The organism is Pseudoalteromonas sp. PA2MD11 (assembly GCF_017808125.1).
GTDB lineage: Bacteria > Pseudomonadota > Gammaproteobacteria > Enterobacterales > Alteromonadaceae > Pseudoalteromonas > Pseudoalteromonas simplex.
On sequence record NZ_JADKNF010000002.1, the window covers coordinates 76,025 to 92,343 of the forward strand.

A 16,319-nucleotide genomic window follows, 5' to 3' on the forward strand; every position below is an offset into this window, starting at 1 on the left:
ATGCATGATGTAAACAATGTTCATCTTCACGCCAGTGAAGATGACTTCTTTGTTTTTTATAAACCAGCAGGTGTGAGCTTTCATAGTGAACAATGTGCTGGTTTTGTCGTACTTGCTGAAGAGCTTGTTAATGAGAAGCTCTATCCGGTTCATCGGCTAGATAAAGTAACATCAGGTTTAATTATATTAGCCCGTAACAAAGAAGCAGCAGCCGAATTCACTTCGCTATTTTCTGATCATAAAATAAATAAGTTTTATCTAGCCGTTAGTGATGCTAAGCCTAAGAAAAAGCAAGGTTGGATTAAAGGGGATATGCAAAAAAGTCGTCGTGGTGCATTTAAGCTGTTAAAGAGCCAAACGAATCCTGCTATAACACGCTTTTACTCAAAAAGTATTCGACCAGGGCTTCGTGCATATTTGTTAAAGCCATTCTCTGGTAAGACACATCAGCTTAGAGTCGCAATGAAAAGCTTAGGCGCTCCAATTCTAGGTGATAGTACCTATGCTGGTAGTAAAGACGAGCGCACCAACTTGCATGCCTATGCACTACAATTTAGCTATAAAGAGCAGCTTAAAGAGTATCGATGTGATTACACTTTAGGTGCTCATCTTAATGAAGTTTTTAACTCAGACGAATTCAAAGAGTGGACAGCTCCTTGGACGTTGGATTGGTAAATGAAAGAAACAACACAAGACATCCGTTTTGGTGGCATTAAACGTTTATATGGCCATCAACAATTTGATTGGTTACAACAAGCACATTTTTGTGTCATTGGTATTGGTGGCGTAGGGAGTTGGGCTGCTGAAGCATTGGCTCGAACGGGTGTAGGGCAACTAACCCTCATTGATTTAGATGATATTTGTGCTACCAATGTTAATCGTCAAATTCATGCTTTAACTGGCACCGTAGGCGAAGCAAAAGTAGAAGCGATGAAAACACGTTGTGAGCTTATAAATCCAGATATCAAAATTAATGTTATTGACGATTTCATTACGCTAGATAACATTCGTGAGCATATTCAAGGTTTTGACTATGTGATTGATTGTATTGATGCTGTAAAAGAAAAAGCTGCGCTTATTGCTCACTGTAAACGCATAAAACTACCGGTTATTACCACTGGAGGCGCGGGCGGGCAAACCGACCCTAGTCAAATCAGTTTTGGTGACGTTGCAAAGACAACCCATGATCCATTGCTTGCAAAAGTACGTTATATTTTGCGAAAACAGTACAACTTTAGTAGCAATCCAAAGCGAAAATTTAACGTTGATTGTGTTTATTCAACAGAGCAGCTTGTATATCCAACCTCTGACGGTGAGGTTTGCCAAGCAAAACAAGGTGCAGATGGTTCAATGAATATGGACTGTAATAATGGTTTTGGCTCTGCAACCATGGTGACAGGCAGCTTTGGTTTTTTTGTTGCAGCCAAAGCCATTAGAAAATACCTAGATAAAAAACAGCGTAGTTTATAAAACTTATTGTTTTTGTTCAGCCATGGTTTGAATTTTATCAACCATGGCTTTAATACCATTACCACGAGAAGGGCTCAAATGGCTAATTAGACCGAGTCGTTCAAATTCATCATAGGCATTTATTTGCGCCGCTTGCTCCGGTGTTAGACCATTGTATAAGGCTAAAATTAAAGCCAATAGTCCTTTAACGATGCGAGTATCTGAATCGCCTGCTAAAACCAGGCTGTTTTCAGTATGATCAAAGTCGATATATAGCCAAACTTTACTTTCACAGCCTTTAACTAGAGCATCATCTACTTTAAGTACTTCAGGCATAACAGGTAATTGCTTACCTAAGAGCATTATTTGGCGATATTTTTGCTGCCACCCAGCAGCTGTTTCAATGTTTTTACTAACGGCTTCAAACGCTGAATTCATAACTTATCCAAAATTAATCTAATAACTCAATACTACTTTTAACAGCACTGATAAAGGCATCGACATCAGCTTTAGTGTTATATAACGCAAAACTTGCTCGTACAGTACCTGGGATGCCTAAATGACTCATTATAGGTTGCGTACAATGATGGCCACTACGCACGGCAACGCCAAATCCATCAAGTAGGGTGGCTAAATCAAACGGATGTTCATCGCGATAATTAAAACTAATGTTACCGATGTTATCTGTTTGGTTTGAATAGATATTAATACCATCAATAGCTGATAATTGTTTTATCGCATAGTCAAAAACTGTATGCTCATGTTGACGCATTTGCTGAAAATCTAACGATATTAAATAATTTATTGCCTCACTAAAGGCAATGACACCTGCAATATTGGGTGTTCCTGCTTCAAATTTACCCGGCGCATCACGAAAAGTGCTGTGTGTTAGGCTCACTGTTTCAATCATTTCGCCACCGGTTTGATATACATCGAGCGAATTTAACAGCTCAAATCGGCCATATAGGCCTCCTAAACCTGTCGGCCCGAGCATTTTATGGGTAGAAAACACGTAAAAATCACAGGAAATTTCTTGTAAATTAGGCCGTAAATGCATCGCAGCCTGCGCACCATCAATAACCGAAATAGCATTAATGGCTTTACATGCGTTAATGATTGGCGCTAAATCAGTGATATTCCCAAGGGTATTTGATGCATGGGTAATAGCGACTATTTTAGGCTTTTGTTGCTTGATAAATTCACTACAGTGCACGCTATTAATAGTTAAATCATTTTCTATCGGCAAAATAATGACTTCTGCACCGGTGCGCTGTGCTAATTGTTGCCAAGGGACTATGTTGGCGTGGTGTTCAATGGCTGATATGGCAATTTTATCGCCAGGGTTAAGCCTCGAAGCCAGACCATTTGCGATTAAATTAATCGATTCGGTTGCGCCTTTGGTCCACACTATCTCATTACTTTTTACAGAGAAATAATCTGCAAGTAGCGTTCGGGTATGTTCATATTGGCGTGTCGCGTTTTCACTGAGTGTATGGCGGCCGCGGTGCACATTGGCGTTCTCATGGCTATAAAATCGGCTAAGGGCATTAATAACTGCCTGTGGCTTTTGCGAGGTAGCCGCTGAGTCTAAATACACCAAAGGCTGCTCATTGACTGTTTCATTCAGTATTGGAAAGTCAGCACGTATTTTTGTGATATCGAACATGAAAGGCCTTAAGCTACAAGAATGCGACGATTTTAATTACTTTGCACAAATAGACAAGTGCAGGGCAACAAAAAAGGCCGCATAGCGGCCTTTTTTAAACGCAAATTCGTATTAACGCTTGTCTGTTGGTACGTAATCGCGTGAAGTTTCACCAGTGTATAACTGACGAGGACGGCTGATCTTGTGACCAGGTTGAGAAAGCATCTCATCCCAGTGAGAGATCCAACCAACAGTACGTGACATTGCAAAGATTACAGTGAACATGCTTGTTGGAATACCGATTGCTTTTAAGATGATACCTGAGTAGAAATCTACGTTAGGGTAAAGTTTCTTCTCAACGAAGTATGGGTCTTCAAGTGCAATTTGCTCAAGCTTCATAGCGATATCAAGAAGTGGATCTTGAATGTTTAGCTCAGCAAGTACTTCGTGACATGTTTGACGCATTACTGTCGCACGTGGGTCGAAGTTTTTGTATACACGGTGACCAAAGCCCATAAGACGGAAAGGATCAGACTTATCTTTAGCTTTAGCAACGTACTCGTCGATACGGTCAACAGAGCCGATTTCTTCTAACATGTTAAGACATGCTTCGTTAGCACCACCGTGCGCAGGGCCCCATAGAGATGCGATACCAGCCGCGATACACGCGTAAGGGTTAGCACCTGAAGAACCAGCTAGACGAACAGTTGACGTTGATGCGTTTTGCTCATGGTCAGCGTGAAGCATGAAGATTTTGTCCATTGCTTTAGCAAGGACAGGGCTTACTTTGTATTCTTCAGCTGGTACTGAGAACATCATGTGTAAGAAGTTTTCAGCGAAGCTTAAGTCGTTACGTGGGTAAACAAACGGTTGACCTACATTGTATTTGTAAGCCATCGCAGCGATAGTTGGTAGTTTAGCAACTAGCTTGATTGCGCTTGTTTTACGTTGTGTTGCGTCAGTAATGTCTAAATCTTCGTGGTAGAAAGAAGAAAGAGCACCTACAACACCACACAGCATTGCCATTGGGTGAGCGTCAAAGCGGAAACCTTGGAAGAAGTTTGCGATTTTAGTATCAAGCATTGTGTTGTGCGTGATTTCTTGAGCAAACGCTTCGTATTGTTCTTTAGTCGGTAATTCGCCGTTTAATAGTAAGTAGCAAAGCTCGATGTAGTTTGATTCATCAGCTAATTGCTCGATTGGGTAACCACGGTGTAATAGAACACCTTTGCCGCCATCGATGTAAGTGATTGAAGATTCACAAGAACCGGTCGACATGAAACCTGGGTCGTAAGTGAAGTGACCGTGTGAACCTAACGTACGTACGTCGATTACGTCTTGGCCAGCAGTGCCTTGGTAAATTGGAAGTTCGATTGGATCAAGACCATCAATATGGACCGTGGCTTTCTTATCCGCCATCTATTTATCTCCTATTAAGATAACAACTCTGATTGTTATGTTCTGAATCTGTTTAAGCACATTCTTTTCATTTTAACGTGAAAGAGGGGTATAAAGTCAATTTTTATAAACATTATGCACAAATGGATAATAAATATTCTGTCAGGATTAAATATTATACTATTGGCTAATTCGCAAACGTCTCTTACTAAACAAGAATTGTAAAAAGACCTTTGGCTATATATACTATCCAAGGTTTTATACCGTATTGTCTGTAGGTAAACTTTATTTTTACATTTGAGTTTTGCATAAGTGTGAACTTTTTGTGTATCAACACGGTTTACTTAGATAGTTCCATCGAAATTCATTTTGATGGGTTTTAGAAAAACAAGTAGATGAGCCCGATAAGGGCAAGATGGGCAAGTAACTGTGAAAAAGCAAAGACCTGTAAATCTAGATCTAACAACTATATCTATGCCGGCAACGGCTAAAGCATCAATTTTACACCGCGTCACCGGTGTTGCATTATTTTTTGCTTTAACGTTTGTCATTTGGGCTTGGTCTGAGTCTCTTTCTTCTGCAGAAGGTTTTGAATTCGTCAAGGGTCTGTTCAGCGGATTCATTGCCAAATTCATAGCATGGGGCACCATTTCTGTATTGGCGTATCACTTAATTGGTGGTATCCGTCATATCATTATGGACATGGGTCACTGGGAAGAACTTGAATCAGGTAACTTCAGCGCTAAAGTTGCATTAGCTTTAGGTGTTGTAGCTGCAATTCTAGCAGGAGTGTGGATATGGTTTTAAATCAAGCAACTCTTAAACGTGATGGTGTACAAGATTTCGTATCACTACGTGCAACAGCATTAATAATCAGCGCTTACGCGATTTTTATTATCGGCTATTTTTTATGTACGCCAGAAGTCACTTTCGAAGCCTGGCAAGGCCTATTCTCTAACCTAGCAATGAAAGGGTTTACCTTAATTACCCTAGTTTGCATCATGGTTCACACCCGTATCGGCCTTTGGCAAGTTCTTACTGACTATGTTAAATGCGCTAAATTACGTGCTGTTTTAGGCTTTGTATTAAACCTTATGGCTGTTGCTTACGTAGCAATTGGTCTAATCGTTTTATGGGGTGTTTAAGTGAATTATTCTGTTCGTGAATTTGACGCTGTAGTGATTGGTGCCGGTGGTGCGGGTATGCGCGCAGCACTAGCTATCACTGAATCAGGCAAAACCTGTGCACTTATCTCAAAAGTTTTCCCTACACGTTCTCACACTGTGTCTGCACAGGGTGGTATTACGGTTGCGCTGGGTAACTCACATGAAGATAACTGGGAATGGCACATGTACGATACTGTTAAAGGTTCCGATTTTATCGGTGACCAAGACGCTATCGAATATATGTGTAAAACAGGCCCAGAAGCTATTACTGAATTAGAAAACATGGGTTTACCATTTTCTCGTTTTGAAAATGGCCGTGTTTATCAACGTCCTTTCGGCGGCCAGTCGAAAAACTTTGGTGGTGAACAGGCTGCACGTACTGCAGCAGCAGCTGACCGTACAGGTCACGCGCTATTACACTGTTTATACCAACAGAACGTTAAAAACAAAACTAACGTATTCTCTGAGTGGTACGCACTAGATTTAGTTAAAAACAGCGACGGTCACGTTGTTGGTTGTACAGCAATCGACATCGAGTCTGGTGAAGTTGTTTACTTCAAATCAAAAGCTGTTGTTTTAGCAACAGGTGGTGCAGGCCGTATCTATGCATCGACAACGAATGCACACATCAACACTGGTGACGGTGTTGGTATGGCTACACGTGCTGGCGTTGCAATGCAAGATATGGAAATGTGGCAGTTCCACCCAACAGGTATCGCCGGTGCCGGTGTACTTGTAACTGAAGGTTGTCGTGGTGAAGGTGGTTACCTTCTAAATAAAGACGGCGAACGCTTCATGGAACGTTACGCCCCAAATGCAAAAGACTTAGCATCTCGTGACGTTGTTGCTCGTTCAATGATGACTGAGATCCGTGAAGGTCGTGGTTGCGATGGTCCTTATGGTCCACACATCAAGCTTAAGCTTGACCACTTAGGTGAAGAAACACTTAACTTACGTCTACCAGGCGTATGTGACCTTGCGAAAACATTCGCACACGTTGATCCAGCTAAAGAGCCAATTCCAGTTATCCCAACATGTCACTACATGATGGGTGGTGTTCCAACTAACGTAAATGGTCAAGCATTACAAATTGATGCAAACGGCCAAGAGAAAGTAGTTGAAGGTTTATTCGCTGTTGGTGAGATTGCATGTGTATCTGTACACGGTGCTAACCGCCTAGGTGGTAACTCACTACTTGACTTAGTTGTATTCGGCCGCGCAGCTGGTAACTTCTTAGGTAAGTACCTTAACGGTGTTGAAGCAGGTAAAGATGCGTCTGATTCAGACCTTGAAGCATCACTTGCACGCTTTAACCGTTGGGAAAGCTCTAAAGCTGGCCAAGGTGAAGACCCAGTACAAATCAAGAAAGACCTACAAATGTGTATGCAACTTAACTTCTCGGTATTCCGTGAAGGTGATGCAATGGCAACAGGTCTTAAAGAGCTTAAAGAAATTCGTGAACGTCTTCAGTACGCTCGTCTTGACGACAAGTCGACTGAGTTCAACACTGCACGTATCGAATGTCTAGAGCTTGATAACTTGATGGAAACAGCTTACTCAACAGCAGTAGCTGCAAACTTCCGTACAGAAAGCCGTGGTGCACACTCTCGTTTTGACTTCCCAGATCGTGATGACGAAAACTGGTTATGTCACTCAATCTACGATCCTAAGAGCGAAGAAATGAGCAAACGTGATGTAAACTACGCGCCGAAACTGCGTGAAGCTTTCCCACCTAAAGCACGTACATACTAGGAGCGAGACGATGGCACAAGTACAATTTTCGGTTTATCGTTACAATCCAGATGTTGATAATGCACCACGTATGCAGGACTTCTCGCTAGAAACGCAAGAAGGCCAAGATATGATGGTATTGGATGCGCTTATGCAATTGAAGGAGCAAGATCCAACATTATCATTCCGTCGTTCATGCCGTGAAGGTGTGTGTGGTTCAGACGGTATCAACATGAATGGTAAAAATGGTTTAGCGTGTATCACGCCTTTATCAACGCTACTTAAAGGTGGCAAAGGTAAAATCGTAATTCGCCCATTACCAGGTTTACCTGTGGTACGTGACCTTGTTATTGACATGAGTCAGTTCTACACTCAATACGAAAAAGTTAAGCCTTACCTAATTAACGACACGCCAGCGGCGGGTGAGCGTCTTCAGTCAATCGAAGAACGTGATAAGTTAGATGGCTTATATGAGTGTATCTTATGTGCATGTTGTTCAACATCGTGTCCTTCGTTCTGGTGGAATCCAGACAAGTTCATCGGTCCTGCGGGTCTTCTACATGCGTATCGTTTCTTGGCTGATAGCCGCGATACAGCTACTGAAGAGCGTCTTGCTGACCTTGACGATGCGTTCAGCGTGTTCCGTTGTCACAGTATCATGAACTGTGTTAGCGTGTGTCCAAAAGGTCTTAACCCGACCAAAGCAATTGGACAAATCAAATCAATGCTTTTAAACCGCGCTGTTTAAAGCTTGAATATGTAAGGTGGTTAAGTGATTAACCACCTTGTTTTTACAACAATTAATTTCTGCGCTAAAGAAAAGGGCTTATAAATGCACGAAGGTGTGATGAAGGCATGGCTAGAATCTTCTCACTTAAACGGCGGTAACGTTGCTTACGTAGAAGAGCTTTATGAAGCGTACTTAGATGATGCGACTTCTGTGCCAGAAGAATGGCGAGAAGTGTTCGAACAATTACCAAAAGTTGATGGTGTGGATGTTGACGTTAAACATTCAGAAGTTCGTTCACAATTTGCACAGCTTGCTAAAAACAAGCATAGAGAAGTAGTGGTAGCAGAGGGTGGCTCTGGTGATCCTAAACAGGTCAAAGTGCTACAACTTATTAATGCTTTCCGTTTCCGTGGTCACCAAAATGCCAACCTAGATCCATTAGGTATTTGGCAACGCGAACGTGTTCGTGATCTAGAATTAGAGTACCACGATTTATCTGAAGCTGACTTTGACCGTGAATTCAATGTGGGTTCGTTTGCTGTCGGTCGCGAAACCATGCCATTAGGTGAGCTATATCAAGCACTCAAAACGACTTATTGTGGGTCGGTTGGTGCTGAGTATATGCACATCACTTCAACTGAAGAAAAGCGTTGGTTACAACAACGTTTAGAATCAGTGCAATCACGTCCAACGTTCTCTAAAGAAGAAAAGCTACGTATCCTTAAAGGATTAACAGCTGCAGATGGTCTTGAAAAATACTTAGGGGCTAAGTTCCCTGGTGCAAAACGTTTCTCACTTGAAGGTGGTGATGCGTTAGTACCAATGCTCAAAGAACTAATTCATCGTGCAGGTGAAAGCGGACAAAAAGAAGCTGTTATTGGTATGGCTCACCGCGGTCGCTTGAACGTACTAGTGAACGTTTTAGGTAAAAACCCATCAGAATTATTCGATGAGTTCGCTGGTAAACACAAAGACACATTAGGCTCAGGTGATGTTAAATATCACATGGGTTATTCATCTGACTTTGCAACTAAGGGTGGCAACGTGCACATGGCACTTGCATTTAACCCGTCTCACTTAGAAATCGTTAACCCAGTGGTTATGGGTTCGGTACGTGCTCGTTTAGACCGTCTAGGTGATAAGTCAGGTATTAAAGCATTACCAATTACTATTCACGGTGACTCTGCAATCGCAGGTCAAGGTGTTGTACAAGAAACATTTAACTTATCGCAAACTAATGCATTTAGTTGTGGTGGTAGTATCCGTATCGTTGTAAATAACCAAGTTGGTTTCACAACGTCTAAACAGTCTGATGTACGTTCTACACCATACTGTACTGATATTGCGAAAATGGTTCAGGCACCAATTTTCCACGTTAACTCTGACGATCCTGAAGCGGTTGCATTTGTTACTCAAATCGCACTTGATTTCAGAAACCAGTTTAAACGTGATGTAGTGATTGATTTAGTATGTTATCGCCGTCATGGTCATAACGAAGCGGATGAGCCGAACGCGACTCAACCACTTATGTACCAAAAAATCAAAAAGCATCCAGTACCTCGTCTAATTTACGCAGACCAATTAGTTGCTGAAGGTTCATTCTCAGAAAATGAAGTAAAAGCACTTGCTGATGATTACCGTAACGGTTTAGACAAAGGCAACTGTGTTGTTGAAGAAATTCAACTAGAAACATCACACTCTTCTGATTGGGCTAAGTTTGTTGGTCACGATTGGGATGTTGAGTACGATGCAACAGTATCGGTTGAAAAGTTAAAAGAGCTTGGCGAAAAAGTAGCAAGCTTCCCAGAAAACCACAAAGCACAGTCGCGCGTTAAGAAAATCTACGACGACCGTAAGCTAATGGCAACAGGTGAAAAACCACTTGATTGGGGTATGGCTGAAACACTTGCTTATGCAACGCTTGTTGATGCGGGTACAGATATCCGTTTAACAGGTCAAGATTCAGGCCGTGGTACATTCTTCCACCGTCATGCTGTTGTTCATAACCAAAAAGATGCATCAACATACTTGCCGCTGCAAAATATCAGCGAAAAGCAAGGTGCATTTGAAGTCTATGACTCAGTTCTTTCTGAAGAAGCGGTACTTGCGTTTGAATATGGTTACGCAACAGCTGAACCTACGTCGCTTGTAATGTGGGAAGCACAATTTGGTGACTTTGCGAACGGTGCACAAGTTGTATTTGACCAATTCTTAAGTTCAGGTGAGCAGAAGTGGGGCCGTTTATGTGGTCTTACATGTTTACTTCCACACGGTTATGAAGGTCAAGGTCCTGAGCATAGCTCGGCACGTTTAGAGCGTTTCTTACAGTTGTGTGCTGATCACAACATGCAAGTATGTGTTCCTTCAACACCTGCGCAAGTTTATGCAATGCTTCGTCGTCAATCAGTACGTCCACTTCGTCGTCCATTGATTGTTATGACGCCTAAGTCGCTACTTCGTCACCCGTTGGCAACATCTTCACTTGAAGAGTTATCTGAAGGTGTGTTCCATAATATGATCGATGAAATCGATGATATTGCAGCAGATAAAGTAGAACGCGTTGTATTCTGTAGTGGTAAAGTTTACTACGAACTACTACAAGAGCGTCGTAAGCAAGAATTAAATAACATTGCTATTGTTCGTGTAGAACAATTATATCCATTCCCACACGCTGAGATGGATACAATCATGCAGCGTTACCAACACGTTAAAGATTTTGTTTGGTGTCAAGAAGAGCCACAAAACCAAGGTGCATGGTATTGTTCTCAACACCACTTTGTTGATGCAATCCCAGCCGGTGCTAAATTAACTTACGCAGGTCGTAAAGCATCAGCATCACCAGCGTGTGGTTACATGTCAGTGCATAATAAAGAACAACAAGCGCTCGTTGCAGATGCGCTTACTATTGAAAAGAAAGGATAAGCAATGAGCACAGAAATTAAAGTTCCTGTACTTCCTGAGTCGGTTGCTGATGCTACTGTTGCAACATGGCACGTAAGTGTTGGCGACAAAGTAAGCCGCGACCAAAACTTAGTAGATATCGAAACAGATAAAGTTGTTTTAGAAGTTGTTGCACCAAATGACGGTGTAATCACTGAAATTTCACAAGAAGAAGGTGCAACGGTACTTGGCGAACAAGTAATTGCATTACTTGGTGATGCAGATGCTGCACCAGCAAGTGACGACTCTGCACCAGCTAAATCAGAAGACGCGCCAGCGGCGCAATCAGCACCAGCATCAGAAGGTAAAGAAGTGGACATTAAAGTACCTGTACTTCCAGAATCAGTCGCAGACGCGACAATTGCTACTTGGCACGTTCAACCAGGTGAAGCGGTAACACGCGACCAAAACCTTGTTGACATCGAAACTGATAAAGTTGTTCTTGAAGTTGTTGCTCAAGAAGACGGTATCATGGGTGAGCACATTCACGCTGAAGGCGAAACAGTACTTGGTGAGCAAGTAATTGGTACAGTTAAAGCGGGTGCAGCACCGGCAGCAGCTCCTAAAGCTGAAGCAGCACCAGCAAGCGAATCAAATGACAGCTCTGACGTATTAACACCGTCAGTTCGTCGTTTAATCGCTGAGAAAGGTCTTGATGCATCAAAAATCAAAGGTACTGGCAAAAATGGCCGTGTAACTAAAGAAGATGTTGATACATTCTTAAAAGCTCCGGCAGCAGCGCCTAAAGCAGAAGCAGCAGCGCCAGCAGCACCTATGGGTGACCGTACACAAAAACGTGTTCCTATGACTCGTTTACGTAAAACAATCGCTAATCGTCTTCTTGAAGCGAAAAACTCAACTGCAATGTTAACGACTTTCAACGAAGTTAACATGAAGCCAATCATGGACCTTCGTAAGCAGTATCAAGAAGTATTCGAAAAGCGTCACGGTATCCGTTTAGGTTTCATGTCTTTCTACGTGAAAGCAGTTACTGAAGCACTTAAGCGTTTCCCTGAAGTAAATGCGTCTATCGACGGTGATGACATTGTTTATCACAACTACTTCGACATCAGCATTGCGGTTTCTACACCACGTGGTCTTGTTACACCAGTACTTAAAGACTGTGACAAGCTATCAGTTGCTGAAATCGAAAAAGGTATCCGTGAGCTAGCGCTTAAAGGTCGTGACGGTAAATTATCAATTGATGATATGACAGGTGGTAACTTCACTATCACTAACGGTGGTGTATTCGGTTCATTACTATCTACACCAATCATCAACTTACCACAGTCTTCAATCTTAGGTATGCACAAAATCCAAGAGCGTCCTATGGCTGTAAATGGTAAAGTTGAAATCTTACCAATGATGTACTTAGCGTTATCTTATGATCACCGCCAAATCGATGGTAAAGAATCAGTAGGTTTCTTAGTAACAATTAAAGAGTTACTTGAAGATCCGACTCGTTTACTACTAGATGTTTAATCTGGTTGTATGAAAACTAAGCTGTGAACCTCGTTCACAGCTTTTTTTTTGCGCCTTTGGTCTAACTGGGGTTTTCATGTGGAGCCTTGGGATTTATACTAAGTGCGCAATTTGGGATAGCTGTTTATTTTGCATAAATATTCAGCTCTTTTAGTATAAAAAATTGGATAAAGCATCATGAATTTGCATGAGTATCAGGCAAAACAACTTTTTGCCGAATATGGTTTACCAGTTTCTCAAGGTTTCGCTTGCGATACACCTGAAGAAGCTGCAGCAGCTGCTGAGAAAATCGGCGGTGATATGTGGGTTGTTAAAACACAGGTTCACGCAGGTGGCCGTGGTAAAGCTGGCGGTGTTAAGCTAGTTAAAACAATCGACGAAGTTAAAGAGTTCGCTGCGAACTGGTTAGGTAAAAACTTAGTTACTTACCAAACAGACGAAAATGGTCAGCCAGTAGCTAAAATCCTTGTTGAAAGCTGCACTGACATCGCTAACGAATTATACCTTGGCGCTGTAGTAGATCGTGCTTCTCGTAAAGTTGTTTTCATGGCATCTACTGAAGGTGGTGTTGAAATCGAGCAAGTTGCAGAAGAAACTCCAGAATTAATTCACAAAGCTGAGATTGATCCATTAGTTGGTCCTCAAGCTTACCAAGCTCGTGAATTAGGTTTCAAACTAGGTTTAAACCCTACTCAAATGAAACAGTTCGTTAAGATCTTCATGGGTCTTGCAAACATGTTCAACGATTTCGATTTCGCATTATTAGAAATCAACCCGCTAGTAATTACAGACGAAGGTAACCTTCACTGTCTAGACGGTAAAATCGGTGTAGATGGTAACGCGCTTTACCGTCAACCTAAAATCCGTGAAATGCACGATCCTTCACAAGAAGACGCGCGTGAAGCTCACGCTGCAAGCTTCGAGCTTAACTACGTTGCACTAGACGGTAACGTTGGTTGTATGGTTAACGGTGCAGGCCTAGCGATGGGTACTATGGACATCGTAAACCTACACGGTGGCAAGCCAGCTAACTTCCTAGATGTTGGTGGCGGCGCAACTAAAGAGCGTGTATCTGAAGCATTCAAGATCATCTTATCTGACGACAACGTTAAAGCTGTTTTAGTTAACATCTTTGGTGGTATCGTTCGTTGTGACATGATCGCAGAAGGTATCATCGGTGCAGTTAAAGAAGTAGGTGTAAATGTTCCTGTAGTAGTACGTTTAGAAGGTACTAACGCTGAACTTGGTCGTGAAGTACTAGCTAGTTCTGACCTTAACATCATCGCTGCTGAATCACTAACAGACGCAGCTGAAAAAGTTGTTGCTGCTGCGGAGGGCAAATAATGTCTGTATTAATCAATAAAGATACAAAAGTTATCTGTCAAGGTTTCACAGGTGGCCAAGGTACTTTCCACTCTGAGCAAGCGCTTGAGTACGGTACACAAATGGTTGGTGGTGTAAGCCCAGGTAAAGGCGGTCAAACGCATCTTGGTCTTCCAGTATTCAACACAGTACGTGACGCTGTTGAAGCAACTGGCGCAACTGCATCAGTTATCTACGTACCAGCACCTTTCTGTAAAGATGCAATCTTAGAAGCTATCGATGCTGGCATCGAGCTAATCGTTTGTATCACTGAAGGTATCCCAACACTAGACATGGTTGACGTTAAAGTTAAGCTTGATGAAACTGGTGTTCGTATGATCGGTCCTAACTGCCCAGGTGTTATCACTCCGGGTGAAACTAAGATCGGTATCATGCCTGGTCACATCCACAAGCCTGGTAAAGTAGGTATCGTATCACGTTCTGGTACTCTTACTTATGAAGCGGTTAAGCAAACTACTGACGCTGGTTTCGGCCAATCAACATGTGTTGGTATCGGTGGTGACCCAATCCCTGGCACTAACTTCATCGACGTTTTAGAAATGTTCGAAAAAGACGAGCAAACTGAAGCTATCGTTATGATCGGTGAAATCGGTGGTACTGCAGAAGAAGAAGCTGCAGAATACATCAAGCACAACGTAACTAAACCTGTTGTTTCTTACATTGCTGGTGTTACTGCACCTGCAGGTAAGCGTATGGGTCACGCTGGTGCAATCATCGCAGGCGGTAAAGGTACTGCTGATGAGAAATTTGCTGCATTAGAAGCTGCTGGCGTAAAAACTGTACGTTCACTAGCTGACATCGGTAATGCACTTAAAGAGAAGACAGGCTGGTAATCAGTTCTAATCTCTTAAAAAAGGCTCGCTTATGCGGGCCTTTTTTGTATCTGCCACTATCTTATAACATGCACGAAAATTCCACCTGTAAATTAAGAATAATAATGCTTTATTTGTGAATATAAATTCTCTACACTTGTGGCTTGTATATCTGTTTTTATTAAAACATTCGACTTTAATAAGGTAAATATTACGTGCGTACCACAGAATTGGTAGATGGATTTCGCCAGTCAACTCCATACGTTAATGCTCACCGCGGTAAAACATTCGTTGTTATGCTTGGCGGAGAGGCGATCGATCAGTCTGGTTGTCGCAGCATCATCAACGATGTCGCGCTACTAACTAGTCTTGGTATTAAGATTGTTTTAGTGTTTGGTGCTCGTCCACAGTTTAACGCAGCGCTTGAACAAGTTGGCATAACTAGTCAGTTTCATAATGAGATACGGGTAACTGATAACGCAACATTTGATGTAATTAAAAAAGTTGCGGGTGCAATGCAGTTCGATATAACCGCGCGTTTATCTACGTCTTTAAGTAGTACACCTATGTCTGGCTCATTTTTAAATGTGGTGAGTGGTAATTTTGTTATTGCTCAGCCTCTAGGTGTTGATGAAGGTGTTGACTATCATCATTCAGGTAGAGTGAGACGTATTGATGTTGCGGGTATTCGCCACCAGTTAGATAACAACGGAATTGTTCTGCTTGGGCCAATAGCGGCGTCTGTTACAGGTGAAAGCTTTAACTTAACCGCTGAAGAAATCGCTACGCAAGTAGCTCTCAAACTACGCGCTGATAAAATGCTTGGGTTCTGTAAAGAAGCCGGTATTTTGGATGAAAATGGTGAAGCAATTGCAGAGCTAATGCCAAATGAAGCCGAGCAACTATTAGCAAGCTACCGCAAGCAACCTGACTCATGTGTAAGCGCCACTGTTTTCTTGCAAGCTGCAATTGATGCTTGTCGGGGTGGCGTGCATCGTTGCCATCTTGTTAGTTATAAAGAAGATGGTGCACTATTACAAGAGCTGTTCTCTTTAGATGGTATTGGTACACAAATCGCACCACAAAGCTCTGAGCAATTACGAAGTGCAAGTATTGCTGATATTACCGGTATCATTAACCTTATTAGACCCCTTGAACAACAAGGCTATTTAGTACGCCGTTCTCGTGAGCAGCTAGAAATCGAAATTGAACAATTTACGGTTATCGAGCGTGATGGACTTATCATAGCCTGTGCGGCTCTGTATCCGTTTGCAGATGAACAAGTGGGGGAGTTTGCAAGTTTGGCTGTTCACCCTCAGTACCGAGATGCCGACCGCGGCAGTTATCTACTGAGGTTTATTATTAATAAGGCTAAACGTGCAGGTTATTCGCATTTATTTGCTCTCACCACACGCAGCATTCACTGGTTTTTAGAGCAAAGTTTTGAAATAGTGACAGTTGATGAGCTACCTGCGAAGAAAAAAGCGCTTTATAACCATGAACGCCGCTCTAAAGTATTGCGTCTAGATTTAACTAAGCTAGGTAATAAGAGGTGACGCATGTGTCACCTCTAATATACCCAA

14 protein-coding genes are annotated in these 16,319 nt (G+C 42.2%); 11 read left to right on the forward strand and 3 right to left on the reverse strand.

Going from position 1 to position 16,319, the window contains the following annotated elements:
• Complete coding sequence (locus ISP07_RS03035) at positions 1-675, forward strand: TIGR01621 family pseudouridine synthase (RefSeq protein ID WP_209326755.1); 675 nt, start codon at positions 1-3, stop codon at positions 673-675.
• Positions 676-1,470, forward strand: a complete 795-nt coding sequence (gene tcdA / locus ISP07_RS03040; protein WP_209326756.1) for a tRNA cyclic N6-threonylcarbamoyladenosine(37) synthase TcdA — start codon at positions 676-678, stop codon at positions 1,468-1,470.
• 3 nt (positions 1,471-1,473) lie between these two features.
• On the opposite strand, the gene ISP07_RS03045 is transcribed toward tcdA, so the two are convergent.
• The 3 genes from ISP07_RS03045 to ISP07_RS03055 form a co-directional block, all read right to left on the reverse strand.
• The gene (locus tag ISP07_RS03045) at positions 1,474-1,887 is read right to left on the reverse strand and encodes a SufE family protein (protein ID WP_054551375.1); all 414 of its coding nucleotides are present in this window, start codon (positions 1,885-1,887) and stop codon (positions 1,474-1,476) included.
• Positions 1,888-1,900: 13 nt separating this feature from the next.
• Complete coding sequence (locus ISP07_RS03050) at positions 1,901-3,115, reverse strand: aminotransferase class V-fold PLP-dependent enzyme (protein ID WP_209326757.1); 1,215 nt, start codon at positions 3,113-3,115, stop codon at positions 1,901-1,903.
• A gap of 111 nt (positions 3,116-3,226) precedes the next feature.
• Positions 3,227-4,513 carry a citrate synthase gene (locus tag ISP07_RS03055; RefSeq protein WP_054551373.1) on the reverse strand — a complete coding sequence of 429 codons (1,287 nt, stop codon included), beginning with the start codon at positions 4,511-4,513 and terminating at the stop codon, positions 3,227-3,229.
• 408 nt (positions 4,514-4,921) lie between these two features.
• On the opposite strand from ISP07_RS03055, the gene sdhC reads away from it, so the two are divergent.
• The 9 genes from sdhC to argA all read left to right on the forward strand — a co-directional run bounded on the left by sdhC (position 4,922) and on the right by argA (position 16,292).
• On the forward strand, positions 4,922-5,299 hold the full coding sequence (sdhC, locus tag ISP07_RS03060) for a succinate dehydrogenase, cytochrome b556 subunit (protein WP_082389167.1): 378 nt from the start codon (positions 4,922-4,924) through the stop codon (positions 5,297-5,299).
• A complete protein-coding gene (gene sdhD / locus ISP07_RS03065; RefSeq protein ID WP_054551371.1) occupies positions 5,290-5,637 on the forward strand; it encodes a succinate dehydrogenase, hydrophobic membrane anchor protein in 348 nt (115 codons plus the stop codon). The genes sdhC and sdhD overlap by 10 nt, the downstream gene beginning before the upstream one ends.
• Positions 5,638-7,410 carry a succinate dehydrogenase flavoprotein subunit gene (gene sdhA, locus ISP07_RS03070; protein WP_054551370.1) on the forward strand — a complete coding sequence of 591 codons (1,773 nt, stop codon included), beginning with the start codon at positions 5,638-5,640 and terminating at the stop codon, positions 7,408-7,410.
• A gap of 10 nt (positions 7,411-7,420) precedes the next feature.
• A complete protein-coding gene (locus ISP07_RS03075) occupies positions 7,421-8,137 on the forward strand; it encodes a succinate dehydrogenase iron-sulfur subunit (RefSeq protein WP_054551369.1) in 717 nt (238 codons plus the stop codon).
• A gap of 84 nt (positions 8,138-8,221) precedes the next feature.
• Entirely contained in the window at positions 8,222-11,041 is a 2,820-nt protein-coding gene (locus tag ISP07_RS03080; RefSeq protein ID WP_209326758.1) for a 2-oxoglutarate dehydrogenase E1 component, read from the forward strand.
• A 3-nt stretch (positions 11,042-11,044) separates the two neighbouring features.
• Positions 11,045-12,541, forward strand: a complete 1,497-nt coding sequence (gene odhB / locus ISP07_RS03085; RefSeq protein WP_199529670.1) for a 2-oxoglutarate dehydrogenase complex dihydrolipoyllysine-residue succinyltransferase — start codon at positions 11,045-11,047, stop codon at positions 12,539-12,541.
• Positions 12,542-12,718: 177 nt separating this feature from the next.
• A complete protein-coding gene (gene sucC / locus ISP07_RS03090) occupies positions 12,719-13,885 on the forward strand; it encodes an ADP-forming succinate--CoA ligase subunit beta (protein WP_054551366.1) in 1,167 nt (388 codons plus the stop codon).
• Positions 13,885-14,757 (forward strand): succinate--CoA ligase subunit alpha, encoded by an 873-nt coding sequence (gene sucD / locus ISP07_RS03095; RefSeq protein ID WP_054551365.1) that lies wholly within the window; start codon positions 13,885-13,887, stop codon positions 14,755-14,757. The genes sucC and sucD overlap by 1 nt, the downstream gene beginning before the upstream one ends.
• 194 nt (positions 14,758-14,951) lie before the next feature.
• Positions 14,952-16,292 carry an amino-acid N-acetyltransferase gene (gene argA / locus ISP07_RS03100; protein WP_175078374.1) on the forward strand — a complete coding sequence of 447 codons (1,341 nt, stop codon included), beginning with the start codon at positions 14,952-14,954 and terminating at the stop codon, positions 16,290-16,292.
• The last annotated feature ends 27 nt before the right edge of the window (positions 16,293-16,319 follow it).